At 45.6% G+C, this 24,363-nt stretch carries 24 protein-coding genes; 1 reads left to right on the top strand and 23 read right to left on the bottom strand.

Annotation, left to right across the window (positions count from 1 at the left end; all coding sequences use genetic code 11):
• The first annotated feature begins 23 nt into the window (after window positions 1-23).
• Window positions 24-893, top strand: coding sequence for a pyrroline-5-carboxylate reductase (gene proC, locus MKZ09_RS23025; protein ID WP_076134661.1), 870 nt, complete (start codon window positions 24-26; stop codon window positions 891-893).
• 50 nt (window positions 894-943) lie between these two features.
• On the opposite strand, the gene MKZ09_RS23030 is transcribed toward proC, so the two are convergent.
• The 23 genes from MKZ09_RS23030 to mgsA form a co-directional block, all read right to left on the bottom strand.
• Window positions 944-1,669, bottom strand: coding sequence for a hypothetical protein (locus MKZ09_RS23030; protein ID WP_081388947.1), 726 nt, complete (start codon window positions 1,667-1,669; stop codon window positions 944-946).
• A complete protein-coding gene (locus MKZ09_RS23035; protein WP_076204311.1) occupies window positions 1,666-2,772 on the bottom strand; it encodes a hypothetical protein in 1,107 nt (368 codons plus the stop codon). Before MKZ09_RS23035 ends, MKZ09_RS23030 begins: the two co-directional genes overlap by 4 nt.
• A gap of 15 nt (window positions 2,773-2,787) precedes the next feature.
• Window positions 2,788-3,279, bottom strand: a complete 492-nt coding sequence (locus MKZ09_RS23040) for a hypothetical protein (protein WP_076204307.1) — start codon at window positions 3,277-3,279, stop codon at window positions 2,788-2,790.
• Window positions 3,276-3,884, bottom strand: a complete 609-nt coding sequence (locus tag MKZ09_RS23045; RefSeq protein WP_174890058.1) for an RNA polymerase sigma factor — start codon at window positions 3,882-3,884, stop codon at window positions 3,276-3,278. The genes MKZ09_RS23040 and MKZ09_RS23045 overlap by 4 nt, the downstream gene beginning before the upstream one ends.
• Window positions 3,885-3,955: 71 nt before the next feature.
• The gene (locus MKZ09_RS23050; RefSeq protein WP_076204304.1) at window positions 3,956-4,708 is read right to left on the bottom strand and encodes a DnaD domain-containing protein; all 753 of its coding nucleotides are present in this window, start codon (window positions 4,706-4,708) and stop codon (window positions 3,956-3,958) included.
• Window positions 4,709-4,739: 31 nt separating this feature from the next.
• Window positions 4,740-6,038: an asparagine--tRNA ligase gene (asnS, locus tag MKZ09_RS23055; protein ID WP_036676308.1), complete on the bottom strand. Its 1,299-nt coding sequence runs from the start codon at window positions 6,036-6,038 to the stop codon at window positions 4,740-4,742.
• A 21-nt stretch (window positions 6,039-6,059) separates the two neighbouring features.
• The gene (locus MKZ09_RS23060; RefSeq protein WP_076134665.1) at window positions 6,060-7,268 is read right to left on the bottom strand and encodes an acetate/propionate family kinase; all 1,209 of its coding nucleotides are present in this window, start codon (window positions 7,266-7,268) and stop codon (window positions 6,060-6,062) included.
• Entirely contained in the window at window positions 7,265-8,137 is an 873-nt protein-coding gene (locus tag MKZ09_RS23065) for a 3-hydroxyacyl-CoA dehydrogenase family protein (RefSeq protein WP_036676304.1), read from the bottom strand. Before MKZ09_RS23065 ends, MKZ09_RS23060 begins: the two co-directional genes overlap by 4 nt.
• Before the next feature lie 133 nt (window positions 8,138-8,270).
• The gene (locus MKZ09_RS23070) at window positions 8,271-9,773 is read right to left on the bottom strand and encodes an AAA family ATPase (protein WP_036676302.1); all 1,503 of its coding nucleotides are present in this window, start codon (window positions 9,771-9,773) and stop codon (window positions 8,271-8,273) included.
• A complete protein-coding gene (locus MKZ09_RS23075; RefSeq protein ID WP_076204300.1) occupies window positions 9,766-10,308 on the bottom strand; it encodes a hypothetical protein in 543 nt (180 codons plus the stop codon). Before MKZ09_RS23075 ends, MKZ09_RS23070 begins: the two co-directional genes overlap by 8 nt.
• Window positions 10,309-10,718: 410 nt before the next feature.
• A complete protein-coding gene (locus MKZ09_RS23080; protein WP_076204296.1) occupies window positions 10,719-11,237 on the bottom strand; it encodes a cell wall elongation regulator TseB-like domain-containing protein in 519 nt (172 codons plus the stop codon).
• Window positions 11,238-11,409: 172 nt separating this feature from the next.
• Window positions 11,410-12,711, bottom strand: a complete 1,302-nt coding sequence (locus MKZ09_RS23085; RefSeq protein WP_076127547.1) for an amidohydrolase — start codon at window positions 12,709-12,711, stop codon at window positions 11,410-11,412.
• Window positions 12,698-13,351, bottom strand: a complete 654-nt coding sequence (locus tag MKZ09_RS23090) for a redox-sensing transcriptional repressor Rex (RefSeq protein ID WP_036676294.1) — start codon at window positions 13,349-13,351, stop codon at window positions 12,698-12,700. Before MKZ09_RS23090 ends, MKZ09_RS23085 begins: the two co-directional genes overlap by 14 nt.
• Before the next feature lie 130 nt (window positions 13,352-13,481).
• Window positions 13,482-16,343: an ATP-dependent DNA helicase DinG gene (dinG, locus tag MKZ09_RS23095; protein ID WP_076134667.1), complete on the bottom strand. Its 2,862-nt coding sequence runs from the start codon at window positions 16,341-16,343 to the stop codon at window positions 13,482-13,484.
• 126 nt (window positions 16,344-16,469) lie between these two features.
• On the bottom strand, window positions 16,470-17,111 hold the full coding sequence (locus MKZ09_RS23100; protein WP_076134668.1) for a tetratricopeptide repeat protein: 642 nt from the start codon (window positions 17,109-17,111) through the stop codon (window positions 16,470-16,472).
• 111 nt (window positions 17,112-17,222) lie between these two features.
• The gene (panD, locus tag MKZ09_RS23105; RefSeq protein ID WP_036676288.1) at window positions 17,223-17,606 is read right to left on the bottom strand and encodes an aspartate 1-decarboxylase; all 384 of its coding nucleotides are present in this window, start codon (window positions 17,604-17,606) and stop codon (window positions 17,223-17,225) included.
• Entirely contained in the window at window positions 17,599-18,489 is an 891-nt protein-coding gene (panC, locus tag MKZ09_RS23110; RefSeq protein WP_038572414.1) for a pantoate--beta-alanine ligase, read from the bottom strand. The genes panD and panC overlap by 8 nt, the downstream gene beginning before the upstream one ends.
• Complete coding sequence (gene panB / locus MKZ09_RS23115) at window positions 18,490-19,356, bottom strand: 3-methyl-2-oxobutanoate hydroxymethyltransferase (protein WP_076127540.1); 867 nt, start codon at window positions 19,354-19,356, stop codon at window positions 18,490-18,492.
• Between the two features lie 336 nt (window positions 19,357-19,692).
• Window positions 19,693-20,493, bottom strand: a complete 801-nt coding sequence (locus tag MKZ09_RS23120) for a biotin--[acetyl-CoA-carboxylase] ligase (RefSeq protein WP_076134671.1) — start codon at window positions 20,491-20,493, stop codon at window positions 19,693-19,695.
• On the bottom strand, window positions 20,483-21,832 hold the full coding sequence (locus tag MKZ09_RS23125) for a CCA tRNA nucleotidyltransferase (protein WP_076134672.1): 1,350 nt from the start codon (window positions 21,830-21,832) through the stop codon (window positions 20,483-20,485). Before MKZ09_RS23125 ends, MKZ09_RS23120 begins: the two co-directional genes overlap by 11 nt.
• Before the next feature lie 10 nt (window positions 21,833-21,842).
• A complete protein-coding gene (bshA, locus tag MKZ09_RS23130; RefSeq protein WP_036676278.1) occupies window positions 21,843-23,003 on the bottom strand; it encodes an N-acetyl-alpha-D-glucosaminyl L-malate synthase BshA in 1,161 nt (386 codons plus the stop codon).
• Window positions 23,004-23,237: 234 nt separating this feature from the next.
• Complete coding sequence (gene bshB1, locus MKZ09_RS23135) at window positions 23,238-23,930, bottom strand: bacillithiol biosynthesis deacetylase BshB1 (RefSeq protein WP_076127533.1); 693 nt, start codon at window positions 23,928-23,930, stop codon at window positions 23,238-23,240.
• The gene (gene mgsA / locus MKZ09_RS23140) at window positions 23,927-24,349 is read right to left on the bottom strand and encodes a methylglyoxal synthase (RefSeq protein ID WP_036676275.1); all 423 of its coding nucleotides are present in this window, start codon (window positions 24,347-24,349) and stop codon (window positions 23,927-23,929) included. Before mgsA ends, bshB1 begins: the two co-directional genes overlap by 4 nt.
• Window positions 24,350-24,363: the final 14 nt, after the last annotated feature.

Consider the following 24,363-nt stretch of genomic DNA (forward strand, 5'->3'; position numbering starts at 1 on the left):
CAACTTTTAGGAGGATTTTAGCCATGTGTCAGCAACCTTCAGTTCCACTCATGAATCATAATATTGTTTTTTATGGCGCAGGCTCCATGGCAGAAGCCATCGTTCGCGGGATGATTAGCCGCAATATCGTGAAGTCCGATAATGTCATCATGCTCAATCGCAGCAGCAGTGAACGTCTGGCAGAACTAAAAAGCCGTTATGGTGTAATAGGCACAAATGATCCCGAACAAAAAATAGAATACTTACGGAACGCACCAGTAATAGTACTGGCAATGAAACCTAAAGATGCTGCAGAATCCTTACGCGGACTAGGTCCACTTCTTTCTCCGGATCAGATCGTAGTTTCTGTCATTGCAGGTCTATCTATTCGCACCATGCAAGGTCTACTTGGCAAAGCACAGCCTATTGTTCGCACAATGCCTAACACCTCCAGTTCCATCGGTCTGGGTGCCACGGGTCTAGCCTTCTCCAAAGAAGTAGACGAAAGAGGCCGTCGCCTTGCTCTTAATATCTTTGAGGCTGTCGGGCTTACAACAGTCATTGATGAGGAACGTATGGAAACCTTGACCGGAATTTCAGGCAGCGGGCCTGCGTATATTTATTACATGATGGAAGCCATGATCGCCGCTGGTATCCGTGGTGGGCTGCCACTTGATCAAAGCACCGAGTTAACTGTTCAAACTGTGCTGGGAGCTGCCCGAATGGTACAACAGACAGGAGAAGAACCCGCAGCACTTCGTAAGAAGGTTACTTCCCCTAACGGTTCAACACAAGCAGCTATAGAAGTGCTTGAACGAGGGGAATTCTTTGAAACTGTGATTGCAGCCGTTAACCGATGTGCCGAGCGCTCACGTGAAATGGGTGCTGCCCTAGAGAAAGAGCTTCGTTCTTAACCAAAAAAGATCGCAGCCCATCCCCTCATCGGGTGGGAAGCGATCTTTTTTTATCTTGTTACAACATTTCCATAATTATCTCTTACGATTACCTTTAGATTTACAGGAGCCGCAACGGTCACGTTCAACGCATTCCTGGAGTTATCGAATACTAGATGTCTAGGTATGTCTCCTAAAATGACGTAAAATGTGTCTCCAACTTGTTTAGTTTGCAACAGCCGCTTCTCTTGCTCTTGCTTGAGTTGCCCTTCTGCCGTGGAATAACTCCCAAATACATTCAACTCATTCCCAGCCGTTCGATCAACCATAACTCCATAAGGTTCGGCAGCCTGGATTATAAGTGTGCCTACACCCTGTGGAACATTCCCCTTCCATTCCGGCAAGGAATAATTCTCCTCCGTAGATGAGATCACATGTCTAAGTTCTTGTGTTAATCCTAAAGAGCTGACTCCTGCGAATACTAAACAGCACACTGCCAGAAATCCGACGAACAGAACACTTAGCACATCATAGTACATTTTCCCTTTACCACGGAACCATAAGGTGTAAATTACAATTTCTAAACCAAGTAAGATAAAAATGAGCGGCCACCAAGCAAGCGTTGTCTCGAACACATCCGCTCCTTTCCACTGCGACACCATTATTAATGCCCCGAGAAATAAAAGGCTCAGCCCCATCGACAGCGTACCTACACGCCAACTTCTAGATTTCCTTTCGTTCACTGGAAACTCGCTAGTTACCATGACACCCGGCTCTACTTCTATTGGATTATTCAAGATTGACCCCCCGCCCCTTTTCTACCCTTATTATTCTTACTTCCAGTCATCAGCTTCACCCCGCCACCAATCAATAACACGGAGACGACAATGGTCTTAAAATATTCATTTACGCGATATTCCAGCCGCCATTCTGGAAATCTGATATCGATGGCAGGAACTGCGACATTCACAACAATAAAGTATAATCCGAGACACATCAGGACTGCTCCGAGCCAGCCTTGATGATTTAAGAAACCTTCGATAACCGGCTTATCCTGCAAAGGTTCACGTCCATATCGGCTAACTAACTGTAAGCCATCAAATAAGCTATAGAACCAAATGACCGGGATGAGGAAAAAGAGCAATGTTAACCGCAATAGATCCATAACATAAATACTTCCTAAGAAAAGAAGCATGAGCTGGAGTCCTCTTTTTTGCAGTCCCAGATACATCTGTCCAGCACCAGGAAATGCGGAGAGTAATGTCGCTAATACTTTGCTGCGTCGACCTTCCTCACGTCCAGCCTCCATCTCTTCGAATAATGTGCGGTCAACAAGCATTTCTCCTGCTTGTTTACGATGGATCAGCTGAACTGCATCAAACATGCAATACAGCCAAATTACTGGCAATACTCCAAACAGCAGCAAAAATGCATCACTCGAAGTAATTCCGGCCAAGAACAACATAACGGTCATGAATCCGAAAAAAGAAATCAGAAAGGATAGTCCACGCTGCATCAGCCCCATATGAAAATGACCCAATCCAGGAATGAAAGACAATAAAATGACATGTACACGTTCATTATCCTCCGTCTTTACGGGCATAGTAGAACTAAAATCCGGCATTGATCCATCAGGCGCTACAATTGGAGTGGGCATTTGCAGTAATTTAATCACCAGATGAATCATCGAAAGAATCCATAGAAGTAAGAATCCGATCACTCCCAATGCCAGAATTCCCTCATCCCCTTCAGCCATAGCGATTAAGAATGACATAAATAACACACCAAAGCTTAGCAAAAAATAAACAATCCCTTGTGGGCGTCTTCCCATATAATAATGACCTGCTCCAGGAATCATATTAAGAAAAAGACCCTTAATTTTATTACGCTGCTGTTGCATTGTTCATTTCTCCTCTCATTTCTGTCTTCCGTCCATAATCCGGCTCAACCATCCGCTGGTGGCTTGCATGAATTGTTCGCTATAAGATGGCACATTATCTTTCTTAGGGACAACAAGCTCCATTTCACCCGTGAGTAACTTATCAAACATCCCGGAAGACATAATCAACAGCGTTAATGAAGCAGCAACGGCATAATGAAAGATTGTTTTTTCATACCAGCGATAACGCCGTGATCCTTCTTCTTGCCCCGTTACTTCTTCTATGACTACTGAAGATCTCACCGTACCCACCCAATCTCCCATAACTCTCTCTGTAAAAGCAGACGAATTCTCCAATGAAGGCAGATCCTCCTTTAGCTCATCCAGCATCTCCATGTACGAAACAAATGTGTCTTCATCCTTGAGCAGCAATTGTTCCCATTCATCTCGCTCTATACTATCTTCTTGCCCTTCAAGATAAGCTTTTGCCTGCTCGCGGCGAATTAGGTTTTCTCCACTCTTCATCATAGCCATTCGTCCTCCTTCCAATGTTTTCGCATCCATTGTCTCGCCCTATATAGTCTGGACTCCACCGTCTTCAGAGTAATTTCATTTTCAGCAGCAATTTGCTCATATTTTTTATTTTCCAGATAATAAGCCACCATAATTTCCCGATGACCCTCCGGTAAATTGTTGATCTCACCCGACAGACGATTCATCCGGTCACGACGGACAACAGTGGCTAGTACATCCTCCTCATTAGAAGGTGTCTGGCTCAGCACAAGCTCATAGTCAACAGGCAACTCTCGTAGCCGATCACGTTTACGTTTGGCATCAATAGCCTTATTTAGAGCGATCCGTGTAATCCATGATTTTAAGCCTTGATAACGGTAGTCAGGGAGAGATTTATACATCTGAAGAAAAGCTTCCTGAGCAGCGTCTTCAGCCCCTTTGGCTTCACGTAATACAGAATAGGTGATTTTGTATATATGCTGACTGTATGTATTTACAAACTGGCGAAACGCATCTTCGTCTCCTTGGCAAATCCGCTTGATTAATAGCTCTTCCTCAATGACTCTCCCCTCCTTCCCACAGCAATAGACGCTGAGATCTTCGCCTACCCCTGCACTTATCTAAAAAAATAAAAAAAGAACCGTACAGACTCTAGCAAAAGCTAAAGCAATACGGTTCTCTCCTAAACGATCTATCTTCCACCATTGCGGAATTTTTGTGTATACGTCTTAACATCCTGAGCGTTCTTGACCCGGTTACGGGCCCATTCCAGCAATATCCGGTCGATATAACGAAAATGAACCTTCCCCGCAAATACGGATTCCTTGAGTGCTAATAGAATCAGCTCTTCAGGATATCGGTCTTGATCCACCCAGCTGGAAATCGTCTCACATTCCATTGGAGATAGCGGGCGCCCGAATTCCTTCTCGAAAATACTGAATAGATTCCGGCTCTCCTCTTTATCTCCAAGTGAAGAAGGAGATGTGGGGGGAGTTCCGAATCCTCCACCTGACGCAGCAGCCCGGGGAGCTGATGCCCCATATGCTCCCTTGTCCTTATCTTGCTCATTTTCTTGTACAGCTGTCGCAAGATAAGCACCGAGCTTTCCATATAGTCCTGAGAAATTGTAGCGTTCATAATGGATATCTCTTAGCTCATCGTTGTCTCCATCGATGCTAATGAAACCTTCCTTCATGAGCTTCTGCAATTCTCCGGCGAGAACGGAAATGCTACGACCAGTTACGACCTGAAGCTCCTCCAGAGAAGGGAACTCAATCCCTTCCACTTGTCTGAAGGAGAGCAGATGAATCAGCAGCATCGCTTCACTTCCGCTTAAATTCAGCTTCCGGTAATACTTCAGTAAAGCGTAAGGTATGACGGCCATTCCGTTCTCCAGACCGAAGGAGACGCCTTCGCTCCAGGTACTCCATGTCTTGCCGTCCATGTGCTTCCCCCTTTGTTCAAATCCTAAGAACTTATGGGTAGAGGCGGTACAGTGTACGTGGGAATGGAATAGTCTCACGTACATGGTCAAGACCACAGATCCAAGCTACAGTACGCTCAAGCCCAAGTCCAAAACCGGAGTGAGGTACAGATCCGTAAGTACGCAGATCCATGTACCATTTATAAGAATCCATAGAAAGATTGTGCTCTTTATAACGCTCTTCAAGCAGCGCAGGATCATCGATCCGCTGTGAACCCCCAATAATCTCTCCATAACCTTCAGGAGCGATCATATCAGCACACAGTACGACTTCAGGACGATTTGGATCAGGCTTCATGTAGAACGCTTTGAATGAAGCAGGATAATGAGTAATAAATACAGGTTTATCGTATGCTTCAGCGATTGCTGTTTCATGAGGTGCACCGAAATCATCACCCCAAGCAATATCTTCAAAGCCTTTATCATTCAAGAACTTGATTGCATCGTCATAAGTAATGCGTGGGAATGGTGCTTTGATATTCTCCAGCTTGGAAATATCGCGGCCTACCGCTTCCAACTCCGCACGGCAATTCTTCAATACGGATTGCACTACGAAGCTAATAAACTCTTCCTGAACCTTCAAGCTTTCTTCATGATCTGTGAAGGCCATTTCCGGCTCGATCATCCAGAACTCGATCAAGTGGCGACGAGTTTTTGATTTCTCCGCACGGAAGGTTGGTCCAAAGGAATATACACGGCCCAGTGCCATAGCTGCAGCTTCCATGTATAACTGTCCGCTTTGGGTCAGGTAAGCATCCTCATCGAAGTATTTCGTGTGGAACAAGTTAGTAGTTCCCTCTGCTGACGTTGGCGTCAGAATCGGAGGATCCACCTTTGTAAATCCGCTCTCGTTGAAGAACTGTTGGATTGCCCGGATAATCTCCGCACGAATAACAAGAACAGCCCGCTGCTTCGAGGCACGGAGCCAGAGGTGACGGTGATCCATCAAGAAATCAACGCCATGCTCTTTCGGAGTAATTGGATAATTCTCTGTAAGGTGCAGAACTTCAATTCCGGTAACAGTCATTTCAAAACCGGATTGACTGCGAGGCTCCTCACGAATAATACCGGTCACATACAATGAGCTTTCCTGTGTAAGGCTCTTAGCTGCATCCCATACCTCTTCAGGCACTTCTGATTTCACTACAACTCCCTGAATATAACCTGTACCATCGCGAAGCTGCAGGAACTGAATTTTACCACTGGAGCGCTTGTTGTTTACCCAACAACCGATAACAACACTTTCTCCAACATGTTCATTCACGTTCTTGATTACACTCTTGTTAGCCATGCCTTCAATCTCTCCTCTAATTTAGCCGTTAATTCCTTGCACAATACGGTTTGTATCACGTGCGATGACAAGCTCTTCGTTAGTCGGAACTACAAGCACCTGCACTTTGGAATCTACCGTAGAGATACGACGCGGGTCACCGGAGCGAACTTTGTTAGCTTCAACATCCAACTCAATACCCAGGAACGTAAGGTTATTTAGCAATTTCTCACGTAGCAATGAAGCATTTTCACCAACACCAGCAGTGAATACGATAGCATCTACACCGTTCATAGCAGCCGCATAAGAACCGATATACTTGCGCAAGCGGTACTCATACATTTCAAAAGCTAGCGTGGAATTAGGCTCACCTTTTTCCATACCCTCAATAATATCACGCATATCACTGCTTACGCCCGAAATTGCTAGGAGTCCACTATGTTTGTTCAACATGGAGTTAACTTCGCCCACGGACAATTCTTCCTTGTTCATTACGTAAGGAACAATTGCTGGATCAAGATCACCACTGCGAGTACCCATCATCAAACCTTCCAGAGGAGTCATACCCATCGAAGTATCCACAGATACTCCATCTTGAACAGCAGTTACACTACCTCCGTTACCGATATGACAAGTAATGATCTTCAGATCTTCCAACGGACGCTCCAAGTACTCCGCAGCAGCTTTGCTTACGAAGTCGTGTGATGTACCGTGTGCGCCATAACGACGAACTTTATATTTATTGTACAGTACTCTAGGAATCGCGTACATATACGCTTTTTCAGGCATTGTTTGGTGGAATGCAGTATCGAATACAACAACCTGCGGTACACCCGGCATATTTACTTCAGAAGCCGTAATCCCCATCATTGCTGCTGGGTTATGCAGGGGTGCAAGGTCAAACAATTGACGAATTTTAGTCTTGGCATCAGCGTCCACAAGTGCGGAAGCTTTGAAGAATTCACCACCGTGTACTACACGGTGACCCACAGCATTGATTTCTTTAATGGATTCAATAACACCATGCTCTTTATCCGTTAGGCAAGCTAGAACTTTACGAATCGCTGTGTTATGCTCCAAAATTTCACTTACTTCTGTTACTTCAGGTTTACCAGTAGGTTTATGGTTCAGAATGGAGGAATCCATCCCGATACGTTCCACCAAACCTTTAGCCAAAACGGATTCATCAGCCATATTGTACAATTGATATTTTAAAGAAGAACTACCGGAGTTAATTACTAGAATATTCATATACGGTCACCATCCTTGTCGTACTGGAAGAAGCCTTCGCCTGATTTCATACCCAATTGTCCTGCACGCACCATCTTCTTAAGGATCGTGGAAGGACGATATTTCAGCTCACCATATTCACGGAACATATTTTCGAGTGCAGCAAGAACCGAATCCAGACCGAATCTGTCAGCCATTTCAAGCGGTCCATATTGGAATTGATAACCAATACGCATAGCATCGTCAATATCCTGTGCAGAGGCAACGCCCTCTTGCAGCACATGCATAGCTTCATTGATAAACAAGCAAATGAGGCGTGATGTTACAAATCCTGGGGATTCATAAATCATTACACCTTTTTTCTCAACAATTTCATCAACAAAGGATTTTGTATCTTCAAAAGTAGCATCTGAAGTTTTCAGACCGCGTACAATTTCAACAAGATCCACTTTAGCTACAGGGTATATGAAATGCATTCCGATCACGCGTTCCGGATACATTGTAGAACTTGCAAGTTCAGTCAAGCTAAGTGTTGACGTATTGCTGGCAAGAATAATGTGGTTTGGACATACTTGATCCAGTTGATTCAATATTTTTTTCTTTTCTTCTAAATCCTCAACGATTGTTTCGATAACCATGTCACAGGAGCTCAGCTCTGCGAAATGTGTCACTTTTTGAATGCGGCTAAGAATCAGCTTCTTCTCAGCTTGAGTGATCGCCCATTTCTCCAGTTGCTTATCTAGACTTGTCTCGATCATTTCGTAGGAGTAGTCCAGTTTCTCAGGGGTTTTCTCCACCAGCAATACATCCAGGCCCTTGGCTGCCAGCATTTCGGCAATCCCTTGTCCCATTGTGCCACCGCCGATGACACCAATTTTCTTGAAATTCATAAAAAAGTCTCCATCCTTTCAGGTATCTATACTTTTGTATTGTACCTTGTCTGTCGCAAAAATTTATAAAGCCCGACATATAATGATATCTTAGCATGCCTGAAAAGTAAAAAAAAATAACCAGCATAAATATTTATGCTGGTAAACGCACGCTGTCACGAAATTGACATCGAAATTGCTCTCCAGAGAGCACTTCTTCCTTCATTAAAATGTCAAGGGAGTAATCAAATACATTTCGTTGCTTTTCAAGGTGGTCGTGAGTACGTACCATCAACTCATCCAATATTTTACTATTTTCCTTCATAAGCTCTTCAGTGGTAACCATTTCCAGCTTGGCGATACCCAACGAAGTCAATCCGGATTTCATCATGGTTTCGACAATATTCAGGGCCTGATCAAAATCACCACGTGAACCTGTGCTTCGTCCGCCATAATACATTTCTTCTGCAGCCGCTCCACCAAGTGCGATCATAATCTGATCTTCTAAATAATCCTTGGTGTACAGATACTGCTCTTGCTGAGGATTGTGACGTACATAACCAAGGGCTTGCCCCCGCGGAGTCAACGTAACCTGACTAACACTTCCCGGACGCAGCAGCTCTGCCATAATGGCATGTCCCAATTCGTGAATCGCCACACGTTTTTTCTCTTCGTGGTTAGTTTCTCTGTCCGTTTTTTCCCCCATCATAACCTTGTCAATCGCCATCGACAGATGCCGCTGCTCAACCTCTGTCAATTCCTCACGCATCATATAAATTGCTGCCTCATTCATAACACTTTCGAGCTGAGCACCGGAAAAACCATAGGCTTCTTCGGAAATTTTGTCGAGGTTCACATTTGCATGAAGCGGCTTATTTTTGGCATGCAATTCGAGAATCGATTTGCGGCCTTTTTTATCAGGCATGTCCACTTGAATATGACGGTCAAACCGGCCAGGACGCAGCAATGCTGAATCAAGCATTTCTTTTCGGTTAGTGGCTGCTACCAGCAAAATACGCGGTGTTTCGTTGTTATAGATCCCGTCCATCTCGGTCAACAGCTGATTCAAGGTCTGATCATATTCTCGCTGCTGTCCGCCTTCACGCTTACCGCCAATTACGTCAATTTCATCTATGAAAATAATAGCGCTTTGCTTATTTTCCTTAAGGGCGCGGGTACGGGCATCCTTAAACAAATCGCGGATACGGCCGGCACCGACACCTACGTACATTTCTACAAACTCACTGCCTGATGCTGCTACAAATACAGAGTTCGTATAATGTGCTGCTGCTCTAGCCATAAGGGTCTTACCTGTTCCTGGAGGGCCTGTAAGCAGAATCCCTTTCAAAGGCCGAATCCCGAATTTGCTGATTTCCTCATGCCGGATCAAAAAATCCAACGCTTCACGCAGCTCCTGCTTTGCATTGTCTTGCCCGCCAATTTCTTCAAAAGTAAGCTTTGAAGGTCCATCCTTCTTGCGTTTCTTCCCGGCACCTGCATTTACCGCAAGTCCGCCTCTTAAATGAGCAATGATAAGTAAAGCCGTGAGCATCCCAGCAGCAATTACAATCGGGAATATATTAATGCCTAGAAAAGCCATAAAAATAAACAAAACAGGAACAAATCCGATTAGAATTTCTTTAAGGTATTTAGGCATTATTCCATACCCCCAATGTCGCAGGTTTACGCGGCAAAATAATAAATTTGCTTTCTTTTCCATTACTCAAGCTTACATAGACATTATTGTCGTCAATTTCTGTTGAGGCTATCACATTTTTATATTGCGGATATTGCACTTTGAGTCCATCAAGTTCTGTGGGTATAAGTGTATATTTACGGCTCTCCATGGCTTCAGCTACAGAGAACATCGCTTTATCCCAGTATTCATCCAGCAGTTCACTGGAGTTCTGTTCTACATCAAGTTTTAGTGTACGTCCATCAATCATCGATTTTCCTTCTTGGGAGACGTACTGAACCAGTTCACGTAATTTCGTGCCTGGCTGGAGATCAAGTTTCAAAGTGACCTCATTGCGGTTAATACTGATATGAGAATTATTGACGCCCTCATATTGAGATACAATCTTCTGAAGTGGTTCCTGCATTGCAAACTGACGATACAAAAAGAAGCCACCAAACAATAGAGTAGCCGACAGTAGAGACGTTATCAGCACAGGTACAAGACGTAATTTCAAGAAACGTCCTCCTCTCAAAGATGACAAAATATAAAGCTCAGTATAATAATTTATAGCTACTTGAGAGCTCATCAGAGAGACTGAAGTCTCTTATTGCTGTTCTAATTACAAGTAGTAGTATATCACAGGTGTATATACTAATTTCAAAATAAATGTGAATATATTTAAAATTTAATTTTTTAAATATTTCCATCAATACCAAATATATTCCTCACTTTCGACAAAATCGGCCTTGATTTTTAATCAATCAGCCTATTTTTGTGTGTGAATTTAAGAGAATATTCGGTGATAACCACCCATTCAGTATATCACTTAGTATATCACTTTTGTACATCAAATAAATGTAAACAAGCGAACTTATACTAAGTTCGCTTGTTTACTATGCCACCCTTAATTTCCTTATGTTCAGCTTAACTTTTAGGTAAACTGTAACCTTCGCCCATTCGGGACCCATCCGAAAAGCGATAAAATTGATAATAATACCGACCGCTCTGTTTATAAAAAAGCTGCCAAGCATACTCTCCGTTATATACTCCCGGCAGCAAGCGTTCAATCGTTATGTCCGGAAGATCAGCTTTGATAATGCCGCGTATTTGGGCTTCCGAGGTTCCTTTACTTAGTTCCTCAGCAAACACTGCATCGTCGCCTTCAGCAAATTTTCCATCTACCGTAAAGCGGACCCAGGTCATAAGAGCAGTCCCGGCTTCATTTTTCCCTGTTAATACCCAGTACACTGCATTTTCATCCCAAACCGATTTTTGTGCTTTGGTTACCTCTGTTAGACCCGCTCTGGTTTTGGCAACATCCTTAGCGATATCACGCTCGTTCCATTGATCTTTCATAATATAGGCATAGAACTGGATAAGTCCAAACCCCAGGAGCAGAATCAGAACTGACCCCAGGAGGATCCATTTTTTCCTTTTCTTCAAGGTACAGCTCCCTTTCTAGTAATATATCTTTTTTGATTATATAACACACCCGCGTGTTTATCCAAAATTTCATAATTTTCTAGCTTTCCCAGCCTTAAAAATGCACAAAAGGCCGCAACTTTTGCTAAAAGCAAAAAGTCGCAGCCTATTATTTATTCGTTATTCTCCAGACTTAACGCTTCAATAAACCTTCGAAGGCTTCTTGCGCTTTACGCCGGATAGCTTCCTCATCCAGGGTTAAGCATTGTCCATGCTTGATGACCTGTTTACCATTCACCCACACATGCTCAACATCCTTAGCGCTAGCAGAGTAAACTGCATGAGACAACAGATCTGTGTGTGGCAGCAAATGCGGCTGATCGATATCAATAGCAATGAAATCAGCTTTCATCCCTACAGCAAGTCTGCCTACATTATTTAAAAAGATGGACTGCGCGCCATATTCTGTAGCCATACGCAGAGCCTCTGGAGCTGGAACAGCCGTTGGATCACCGCTGACACCCTTATGAATGAGAGCTGCAAGCCGCATCTCTTCAAACATATCCAAGTTATTGTTGCTTGCCGCGCCATCCGTGCCAAGAGACACCTTCACACCAGCTTTTAGAAGATCAGTAACCCGAGCCACTCCGCTAGCCAGCTTCAAATTACTGCCCGGATTATGAGATACACCCACATTATGGCGAGCCAAGATCTCAATCTCTTCATCATTTAAATGAACACCATGTGCAACTATCGAGGGACGTGTGAACATTCCAAGCTTCTCTAAGTGAGCTACAGGACGCAACCCGTAATCCGCCACATTTTGTTCCACTTCACGTTTCGTTTCGGACATATGCGTATGCATCGGTAAATCCAGATCATGCGCTGCCTGCACGAACTTAACCAGGAAGTCCGGAGGGCAAGTATAAGGGGCATGTGGCGAGATCATAGTAGTAATTCTACCGTCAGCCTTTCCATGCCAGTTACGGGCAAAAGAAATCGCTTCCGCAAGCTTGTGATTCTGTACATCCTCTGGACATAACCCTATCACACCACGCATCAATACGGAACGGATACCTGATAACTCAGCTACCTCGGCTACTCGGTCCATATGATCATACATATCGAGGAAGGTCGTAGTTCCACCCTTCAGCATTTCCAATACAGATAAGGAGGTTCCCCAGTATACATCATCACCGGTGAACTTTTCCTCCATCGGCCACATCTTCTCCTGAAGCCACACTTGTAGCGCTAAATCATCTCCATATCCACGCAGCAAAGACATCGCCGCATGACCATGTGTGTTTACAAGTCCAGGCATGAACAGCAGACGGCTGCCATCAACCACTTGCACTCCAGCTTCCATCTGAGGCTCTTCTTTTCCTATGTAAGTGATTAAATCATCTTCAATAGTCATATATCCACTCAGAACCGGCTCATCCGTTCCCGGAGTCAGAAAATACCCGCCCTTAATTATCGTTTTATTGTTGTTCATGTTCGCTTTCTTCCTTTCCATCCCGCAAGTAATAAGCAAGACTTTGCAGATCAGTTGTAAAATCAGCTGCATGCACCCGGATATTCGGTGGTGTCTTCAGAATCACAGGGGCAAAGTTCAAAATCGCTTCAATCCCAGAAGAAATGAGAATATCTGCTACATTTTGAGCTTCTGAATCAGGTACGGTAATAATGGCAATGCGAATACCTTGCTCACGAATCGTGCTGCCTAGTTCATCCATCGGTTGCACAGTAAGGGAGTTGATCTTACGTCCAACCTTAGGAGCGTACGAATCAAATATAGCCGTGATTTTCATAGTATCTTTAAGATATGCATTGTAATTAGACAAGGCATGTCCGAGATTACCTGCTCCAACTAAAGCTACATTAAGCTGTTGATCCAGCTTCAGGATATGACGGATTTTCTCAATAAGATACGTTACATCGTAGCCGATACCTTTTCTGCCGAAGTCACCAAAATATGCTAAATCCTTACGAATCTGTGCGGGATTAAGATCAAGCTTTTGTCCAAGTTCCTGAGAGGAAACTGTTAATATTTCGCGATTCTGGAGATCATTCAAAAAACGCAAGTACACAGGCAGTCTGCGAACAACGGCTTCTGATATTTTATCCGATTTCATATTTTTCCTCCTAAAAATAATAATGTTCTTGTGTAAATCCATATTCAAACGTCTACCTCTCCTTACTAAGGGCGGTACTGTAACAGACCGCCCTTAAGGATAAGGAGGAGCTAAACTGAAGACGAGCGTTTTAAGAAGCGCCGCCATCCTCTAGCCATTCCGCTATGCGGGGGACCATTTGATCAGTAAGCATATGCTCCATTTTGGGACCAGGCAATGAATAAAGGAAATACTTTCCGTAATGAGATTCAATAACCCTTGTATCATAAACAATAACTATTCCGCGATCCTGCGCCGTGCGAACCAGTCTTCCGAATCCCTGCTTAAAACGAATAACCGCTTGAGGAACAGATAATTTCATGAACGGATTCTTCTTCTGGGCCTGCAATAACTCCGACTTCGCTTCCGCCAACGGGTGATTCGGCGGTTGAAACGGAAGTCTCACGATGGCCAGGCAAGTCAGTGCTTCACCTGGAATATCTACACCTTCCCAGAAGCTGCTCGTCCCCAGCAGAACGGATGCTGCACTGTCCTGAAAGCGGCGGATCAGCTTACTCCGGCTGCCACCTTCCACGCCTTGACCAAGCACCGTAATCTCTTGTGAGGCCAAAGCCTCTTTAAGCGGATCATATACCTGACGCAGCATTTTATAAGAAGTAAACAGAACCAGCATCCGCCCACGTGTTGTTTTAGCAGCTTCCGATAATGACTGTACGAGTGTATCGACAAATCGAGCATCGCCCACACTGCCCTTCACACTAGGAAAATCACGCGGTATAACTAACAGTGCCTGCTCACGATACTTAAAGGGAGATGGAAGGAGTGAGGTCATTAGACGTCCCTCTTCCGCAGCTTCGTTAAGTCCGAGATTATCAATCATAAATTGAAAAGATTTATCTACAGACAGCGTCGCCGAGGTAAGCACGATGCTTTTTTTCTTATCGAAGAACAACTCTTTAAGCTGGCTGCTAACATCCACAGGGACGGCATACAGCTGTAGTGATTTGCTGCGGTAATTTCCATTTGCCTCCAGCCAATATACTACATTATCGTCATTCAGCCCCATAAAGAATCTTACTTGCTCACGAATGGAAGCCAAATCCTTAAATAAACCGCTAATATCAGTAACAAGACTGTCTGCTGAGGATTGGCTTTCCTGGTCACGCATCTCGTTAAGCATTTTATCACCCTTACGGATGATGTCGCTTAACGTCAGATTCATAGTGTTCTCTAGCGCAACTAATTCATCCCAATCCTTCGGCTTACGGGCGGGAAGCAACCGCATAACCAGTTGTCCCGCTTCCCCCGCCCCTGCATCACTGCGTTCCGGCAAAAGGCTGAACAGCTTGTCGCTGAGTGCATCCCAGGTTTCTTTGACGGTAAGCAGATCCGGGTAAATCCGATCGATGACTCCGCTCCATTCTGAAGCCTCTTCACTGCCTGACGACTGTAATATCTGGCGCAGAGCAGGAAGCTGTCCGTTTCGGCTATCTTTATACAGTCGCGATAACGTGTGTGCCACAGTGAAATGCTTCATATGCATGCCAAGATGTTTACCAGCCACATCTTCTAAATGATGTGCTTCATCAATGACAAGATGCTCGTAAGCCGGAAGCAGCTGGTGCCCAGCCTTAACATCTGCGAATAGCTTAGAGTGGTTTGTAATGACCACGTCAGCAATCCCAGCTTCATGCTTAGCCCTATGATAATAACATTTGCGGAACCACGGACAGGAACGGCCCAGACAGGAGTCGGTATCGCTTGCCACCGTCTCCCAGAAATCACCACCCCGGCCGCTTAAATTCAGCTCTTCATCATCCCCTGATTCACTTTGAGTGAGCCATACGATCATCTGAGCGGCAGTAAGCGCATCTTCCCTTGGGCTTATAAAGTCCTTTTTATTAATTTTATGCTCAAACTTACGCAGACACAAATAATGTCCTCTTCCCTTAAAAATAGCAGCTTTAAACGGAAAAGGAACTACCTGCGTTAACAAAGGGATATCCCGCTCGCGCAATTGGTCCTGCAGATTAATAGTATGAGTGCTGACCATGACTTTTTCATTGGTGCGAACGCTTTGATAAATGGCAGGCAACAAATAACCGAGCGATTTACCGGTTCCTGTGCCCGCTTCGATCAGTAGGTGTTTGTCTTCGGCAAGTGCCGTCATCACCTCATTGATCATAATATCCTGAGCTTCCCGGCTTTCATACTGCGGTAATGTGTCTTTAAGTCGTTTGGTTACTTCGTCCATATAATCAGTAAAAGATAAATTCGCTAGCGGATTCTCAGCATGCTCATCTCTAGGTGGCGCTAACTCCGTCCAGTCTCCTACTGCAAGCGCTAATTGACGATAGAAAGTCAGATCACCTTCAGGCTGTAGCGTCTCCGCTTCCCGCTCTCGCAGCAGACCATCAAAGTACCAGCCCAGATCACTATCCTCTTCAGTAAACAGCTCACAGAGTCTCTGGATCGTAAGCAGCGGCAGCTCGTAGAGCTCCTCAAGACATTTCAACAGCACTAAAGCAGTCGCAAGTGCATCACTATCTGCCTGATGCGGACGATCATGCGTCACTCCAAAATGAGCACTGACAGAGCCTAGCTGATAAGATGTGAGCGAAGGAAAGCAAATTTTGAGAAAATCAATCGTATCCAAAATCCGCCCTTGAAATGGCAAATAACCACAACGATCTAAAGCATTTTGTAAAAAATGGAAGTCGAAAGCGACATTATGCCCTACGAGCACAACATCATCCAAGAGCGGAACAAGCTCCATCATCATCTCATCCAGCTCAGGCGCATCCTTCACATCATCATCAGTAATCCCCGTCAGACCTGTTATAAAAGGAGGAATCGGCGTTCCGGGCTTGACATAGGAACCATATACCCGGGAGATGGACCGGTCTTCTTCTATAATTGCAAGGCCAACCTGGATAATTTCACCCACGGATTGGGTTCCTGTTGTTTCAAAATCAAGCACGGCAAATTTCATTATAATTCTATTCCCTTTCAATTGAGACTCTTAATCAGCATAACAGAAGTTGCGAAAAAAGGCGATGCACACCACTGGTTCAGGGGATGCATCGCTTGAATGGAAATTTCCAAAACCGTTATTCTTTTACAAAAGGGAAACCAGCTGATTTCCAAAATGCAGCTTCCCTCCACGACGGCGGCATACCTCTAAGTTAACGTTTGGTTCCGGAAGCGCAGGGTCATGCTGCAAAGCAAGATCAAACAATTCCTGCGCTTCATTGAAACGTTCCTGTGAGGCTCGTATGCAGCCTAAAGCATTATAAACCATGGCTTTCAGCTTGGTTTCCCGTATCAAGCCCAGCATATGGTTCAGATGACTCCAAGCGGACTCACCGTCACCTTCCTGCAGATAAGAGATGGCTAAATATAATCGAGCAGCCAAGCTATCCGGGTATTGCGCAATAACTTCTTTAAACTGATCAATACACTTTCCATACATCAGCAGCTTATAATACCCCTGACCTCTTACAAAGGAATCCATACACAGCTCTGGTGCTTCCTGTTCCGGCACTTCCTCTTCGACCACTGCTGTAAAATCCGCACTTTCGCGAAAGGAACTAAGCTTCTCAGCGAAAGCGAGCCATTCATCCATCACTTTATCGCTCAGTCTATGCAGCATATTATAATTGCATAAAAGCTCGTTCCGGCGGGCACCCTCCGCTGTAGGGTAATCTGTTACGATCTCCTGAAGCACCTTGTTCATTTCAGCAAACAAATGTTGAAACATGGGCGATCCCCCCTTACTGAAGATGAAATCAGTTCAGCTTGCCTGACTTCATTTTCTGCGAGATCGGGGTCTTTCATCCCTGCCATTCATTACATGGCGTAAGTCCATACATTAAGCGATTGTAGCATGCAATTCATGATCAGCCAGCTTCACTGGTTTGTTATTCTCATCCACGAATACCACCGTTGGCTTATGTGACTCCAGTTCTTCCGAGGACAACATCGCATACGAAATGATAATTACTGTATCGCCCGGCTGAACAAGACGAGCTGCGGCACCATTAAGACAGATCACTCCGCTTCCACGCGGTCCAGGGATTACATAGGTTTCCAGTCGCGAACCATTATTGTTATCCACAATTTGAACTTTTTCATTCTCAAGAATGTCCGCGGCTTCCATCAAGCTCTCATCAATGGTAATACTGCCCACATAGTTCAAATTCGCTTCCGTTACTGTTGCGCGGTGAATTTTGGATTTCATCATATGTCTAAACAAGTGCAGCAACCTCCTTTGGAATAAATACATTATTATCAATCAAACGTGTTCTACCAAACTTCACGGCGAGCGCTATAATAATTTCCCCATCCACTTCTGATAAAAGAGCTTCATCCTCTAATCCTTCAAGATCAGGGAATGTTAGGATCTCCGCATAATCAATCACCGCAAGAGGTGAGCTGGAAATAACCGATGTCAACAATTCCCGCACTTCAGCAACGGTTCTTACTTTTCCTTCTTCAATAGACTGACGTGCTTCACGTAAGGAACGAGATAACACCAATGCCTGACTACGCTCCTCAGGAGACAAGAATACGTTACGTGAGCTGAGTGCAAGTCCATCCCCTTCACGAACGATCGGACAAGGGATAATTTCAACATTCATATTAAGATCGGACACCATTCGGCGAAGCACTGCAACTTGTTGAGCATCCTTCAGCCCAAAAAAAGCATAATCCGGCTGTACGATATTGAAGAATTTATTAACCACTGTGGTTACACCATCAAAATGCCCAGGGCGGGAAGCCCCACAAAGACGGGTAGTAAGCTCCGATACCGAGACCGTAGTCCGAGTAGGCTGCGGATACATTTCTTCCACACTGGGGATAAATACAATATCTACTCCCTCACGTTCAGCGAGTTCCAAATCACGACGCTCGTCACGCGGATAGGAATCATAATCCTCGTTTGGCCCGAATTGCAAAGGATTCACAAAAATGCTCATTACCACTGTGTTGCTCATTTCTCCAGCCCGGCGAAGCAGACTGGCATGTCCGTCATGCAAATATCCCATCGTAGGAACGAACCCAATCGGGGCGTGGCCACCTTGTCTCATATACTCCAAAGCTTCGCGCAGCTGCTCAATGCTTCTGACGACTCTCATTTATTTCCCTTCCTTTCTTGCAGCGCCATATAAAGATTCCAAAACCGTTTCATCTGCATTAAAAACGTGACTTTCATCTGGGAAGGAACGTTCCTTCACTTCCTTCACATATTGGCTGATGCCCTCACGGATTACATTACCCACATCAGCATAGGTTTTGACAAAACGTTTCTCACGGTAAGGTGAGGCGTACCGCAGCAAATCATGGAAAACCAATACCTGTCCATCACAGTAACGGCCTGCACCGATCCCAATGGTTGGGATACTAAGCGCTTCAGAGATCGCTTGGGCTACTTCTTCCGTTACTAGCTCCAGTACGATCGCAAAAGCACCCGCTGCCTCAAGCGCCTTAGCTTCATCCATCAGGCGTTGCGCATCTTTGGCATCTTTGCCTTGAATCCGGTAACCACCAATCATATTCACGGATTGAGGCGTAAGACCGATATGTCCCAGTACAGGGACTCCCGCAGCTACAACCGTAGCTACAGTCTCACAAATCTCGAGTCCGCCTTCCATTTTGACGGCATGAGCCCGCCCTTCCTGCATTAATCTGCGCACACCCCGCAGAGTTTCATCTACACTTCCGTGATAAGTCATAAATGGCATATCCGCCACGATAAAGGTGCTCTGTGCTCCTCGAGTTACCGAGCGGGTATGGTAGACCATATCTTCAATGGTTACCGGTAAAGTTGTATCGTATCCAAGGACTACATTCCCAAGAGAGTCACCAACCAAAATAAGGTCGATACCTGCTTCTTCTGCAAGAACTGCAGACGGATAATCATAAGCGGTCAGCATGCTCAGTGGCACACCTTCTGCTTTCATTTTTTTCATTTTTACAATATTTAGCGCTTGTTTGTTTGCCATTTCTCTTTTCGTCCTCCTTTTTTAAGTAACCTGCCCGTAAAAATCGCAACAAAAAAACCTTTTAGCAATCATTTGCTAAAAAGGTCCGAAGGGCAAAAAAGAGTCACTTGCGATCGTCCCTTCTGTCTCGGTCCTTACGGCTCAGAGCAGAATCCAACGTAACCGTCAAACGCAGTTATGAAGGTATTTCCAATAATAAAAATATAAAAATGTTCTTCCGTTCAAGAGTACAGTTCGATAAACGATACCGCCTCCGACCCATAGTATAACAAAAAAAGCTCGGAATTACACGAAAAAAATATGACAAGGGATGATACCCTTGTCATATAAAAAATATTATAAAAGTTCAATCTCACCTGAGCATACGTTAGAGATCTCTCCCAAGCTGTTTTTAAGCAGCAGACCACCTATTTCATCCAAACCTACTACCACACCTTCAGAACGCCCCTGAGGGCTATTCAGTGCGATCTGGCGACCCAAAGTCACTGACATGGACTCCCAGAGCTCTTTGATGGGTTTAAAACCTTGCTTCATGTACAAATTGTAATGCATCTCCAGCTCGTCCAAAACCGCTTTTACCAGCTCAGAACGGTCAACTGGAGCACCTCCCCGCTCGATCCGAAGTGAAGTCGCGACCTCCTGCAGATGACCAGGATAATCTTCCTCTGTCAGGTTCGCGGAAATGCCAATTCCAGCAATACAATAATGAAGCTCCCCTTCTCTTAGAGAAGATTCGAGTAAAATCCCGCAAATCTTACGACCGCCTGCGAGCAGATCATTCGGCCATTTGATGCCGGCATCTACACCCGTTACCCGTCGAATTGCCTTACAGACGGCAACCCCAGCCAGCAATGTCAGCTGCGGAGTCTCCGACAAGGGTAATTGGGGCCGTAACACAATACTCATCCAAATGCCCTTGCCACGGGGAGAAAACCACTTTCTTCCCATTCGGCCTCGGGCACCCGTCTGTTCCTCCGCGATGACAGTTGTCCCTTCCGGCGCGCCGTTTTCGGCTAAAAACTTAGCTTCTTCTTGAGTGGACACCACAGTTTCCAGCAACTGAATGTCGCCTACCCAATTCGAAGCGGAGGTCTCTCGCTTCAGCTCAGTTAGCGACAGCGCTTTATCAACGCTCATGTCCATCCATCCTTTTTGCTTCAAGCAGCAATAATTGTTTATCGTTAGGTAAATCACCTGAAGCGACCGCTTGCAGGAGTCCATTTAACATTTTGCCTAGCCATGGTCCCGGACGTTTGTCCAAAGCCTCCACCAGCTCATGGCCTGTAATCTCAAGCTCTGAAAGGCTGGTTAGCGGCATTTGAGCGATCCATTCTCTTGCCGCTTGTACATTTACAGCGGCAGGTGAGGTTGAGGCCTCTGACGATTCCACGACGGAAAAGACAGAAGAGGCCGCAGTGGGAAGAGTAGGTGCGGCGGCTGGCAGGATCGCCAGCAGCGAGAGCCACCCTTCGGCGGCTTCCACGCCGAAGGCCAGCACCGCGGCGATCCATTGCCGCCGCAGACCTTCCATGCCGCCCGTACCCGGCGGCATGGCCTCTATCGCAGCGGTCCAAGCTTCGCGGACCCGCAGCACCTGGACGACGCCGCTCCGCGTCGTCCCCGAGAACGTCCATGCCCGCAGCAGCACATCGGCCTCTTGGGCCGACTGCTTCAGGGCATGGAGGAGAAGCGCCCACCGCAGGCGGGCGCTCTCCAGTTCCCCGATCCCGGCCGTTAAGGCGGCAGCAGCCGCCATATCGGTTCCGGTCCAGGGGAACGGGGCTTTGCCGCGCGCCAGCAGCTCGCAGCGCGCTAGCATGCCGAGGCCGCGCAGAGGATGCGGCCCCTCGACGATGCGGTCCAGCTCCGCGCGGACACGCTCCACAGCAATATGCGCCAGCTTATCCCGCTGGCGCATCAGGCCCCTCCACGTGTTCTTCGCGATGGAGAAATCCAGCACCGATGCAAAACGAATGCAGCGAAGCATGCGAAGCGCATCCTCGTCAAACCGCTCCTCCGCATCGCCTACACAGCGAATCACCTGCAGCTGTAGATCCTTCTCACCCTCAAAAGGATCAATAAGTTCCCCATTTAATCCACAGCAAATCGCGTTAATCGTGAAATCACGACGACGAAGATCCTCCTTCACATCGTTGACGAAAAAAACATGTTCAGGACGACGATGGTCTACATAACCACTTTCTGTCCGATATGTCGTCACTTCAAACCCACAACCATCCTGTATCACGGTGACCGTACCATGAGCTAATCCTGTTGGCACACTGCGCGCAAAGATAGCTATCACTTCCTCTGGCAGTGCTGAGGTTGTAATATCCATATCATGCACTGGCCTACCCAATAGCTCATCGCGAATACATCCTCCAACCCAATAAGCCTCGTGGCCATTTTGGGTTAACTCGGAAATTACAATCTCCGCTGCAATTGCCATCGCAGAAGGTGCCATTGTCCATTCCATATATGACTCCTTACCCCCGAACTGGGTCCAGTCCAAGTACCTTGCGCCCCAGCACCCGGTAATAAATATCTTCATATTGTTTCGTTATTGAATCCTTACAGAAATCTTTGCAGGCTGTTTGTAAACAAGCTTCTCTGAACTGTTGCACCATACGTTCATCCGACAGGAGCTTAACTGCATATTTAGCCATAGCCGTTGTATCGCCAATCGGTGCAAGGAATCCAGTCTTCCCATGCTCTATAAGCTCAGGGATGCCTCCGGTTTGCGAGCCAATCGTCGGTACGCCACAAGCCATTGCTTCCAGAGCAACCAGACCAAAGCTTTCCTTCTCGGAAGGTAGCAGAAGCAGATCAGCTAAAGAGATCACCTGAGCGATTTCATCCTGCCTTCCCAGAAAACGAACTTTATCTTCCAGACCCATTTCGCTAATTTTGGCTTGAATTTTGGGAAGATCCGGACCTTCACCTACAAGCAGCAGGCGTGAAGGCAGTTCACGATTCACTTTGGCAAATACGTCAACAACATCGCTGACTCTTTTTACAGGACGGAAGTTACTGATATGCATCAGAATCTTCTCATCAGGCGCTGCGAAATCACCCCGCAGATCCGTTACATCACGCGGATAATAAACCCGATGATCCACAAAGTTATAAGTAAGATCAATGTCGCGGGTAATATCGAGTACGTCCCGTGTTTCTCTAATAAGATCCTGAGAGACCGCTGTAACGGCATCACTTTCATTAATCCCCAGACGAATCAAATCTTTAAGCGATTCATCCTGACCAAGCACCGTTATATCCGTACCATGCAAAGTCGTTACAACCTTCATATCGTTCCCTAGCATTTGCTTTGCAAGGAAAGCACACACTGCGTGTGGCACTGCATAGTGGACATGGAGAAGATCCAGATTTTGCATTTTGGCAACCTGAGCCATCTTCGTAGCAAGCGCTAGATCGTACGGGGGATAGCGGAATACATAATAATCGTTTACTTCTACCTCATGGTAAAAAATATTTTTCTGAAACGTTCCCAACCGGAACGGGATACTATGTGTAATAAAATGAACTTCATGACCCTTCTCGGCCAAGAGTTTACCTAATTCAGTCGCAACTACGCCTGAACCGCCAAGAGACGGATAACAGGTAATTCCTATTTTTAGCATACGATCCATCTTCCTGTCTCCTTCTTCTCCAGTATTGATTCGTGTAATGAATCATCTATTGTTTGTCGGCCGCTTTCAAAAAAGCGAAGCGAACACCGTTTCTTTCAAAATCACACAGGACTTCATTTCTCTAAGCTGTTCAAAAAAAGCTCTCAGGAGCGCATTGGCGTTAATTCCAAGCGCTCCTGGATCAATCATAATCAGCTTATTATATTATCATACAAACTTCGTTATATCCGTTCCTTAAGTAAACAATTCCACCGTATGAGGTACCTTGGTTGCAAACCCTTCTGCATAAGGAATCAGTCTGCGCTGGCCAAGCAGCATATCTCTCGAACGGACTCGTTCAATATAGCCTTCCGTTAACGGTGTGGATACAGTATCCGCACCCGGAGGTTTGGTGAACTGGGAGCGATAGCAGGACAATGCCTGCTCCTTCAAGCCATATTGTTCAGTAACATCAACAATAAGATCGGTACGTCCTAAATCATTGATAAAATAGAAGTACAGCTGTGGAGCAGGAATTGCCGGCTTGTCCGGCATATATTTACGTAGCTTGGCATTAAAAACAGCCTCTTCCACCAGCTTGCTACAGGCGATATGATCGGGATGACGATCCTCCCAATAAGGAGCAAAAACTATTGTAGGAGAAAAGCGGCGAATTTCAGCAGTCACAGCCGCCACATGCTCTGCTGTAATAAAAAGCCCTCTATCTGGCAGACCCAGGTTTGTCCGCACAGATGCTCCGAGAAGGTCTGCAGCTTGCTGCGCTTCTTGCTTGCGAAGTTCTACTGTACCGTTCGATGACATTTCCGCGGCTGTTAAATCGCAAAGTCCCACCTTAAGTCCCGCAGCGGTATGCTTTGCAATTGTTCCTGCCATACCAATCTCAGCATCATCTGCATGAGCACCAAATACAAGAATGTCCAGCTTCATTCATCAACACCTGGTTTGTATTTGTGAACCAGTGCACGCCAAGCAAAATCACCACGATCAATCGCCTTCACAAGAACCTCCGCTGTGGCAATATTCGTAGCTACCGGTATTCCGTATACGTCACATAGACGAAGCAGAGCTGAAATATCAGGTTCGTGTGGCTGCGCCATTAATGGATCACGCATGAAAATAATAAGATCCAGTTCATCCTGTGCAACCATTGCACCGATTTGCTGATCTCCACCTAATGGACCAGACATGTAACGATGAATTTTTAAGTTAGTTACATCCATAATCCGTTGGCCAGTAGTCCCTGTAGAAAAAAGTTCATGACCTTCAAATACATGTTCATAAGCTAATACAAAATTTACGATTTCATCTTTTTTACGATCGTGGGCAATAAATGCGATCTTTAACATGGTGTTCTCTCCTG

The organism is Paenibacillus sp. FSL R5-0908 (assembly GCF_038006245.1).
Taxonomy (GTDB): domain Bacteria; phylum Bacillota; class Bacilli; order Paenibacillales; family Paenibacillaceae; genus Paenibacillus_AQ; species Paenibacillus_AQ odorifer.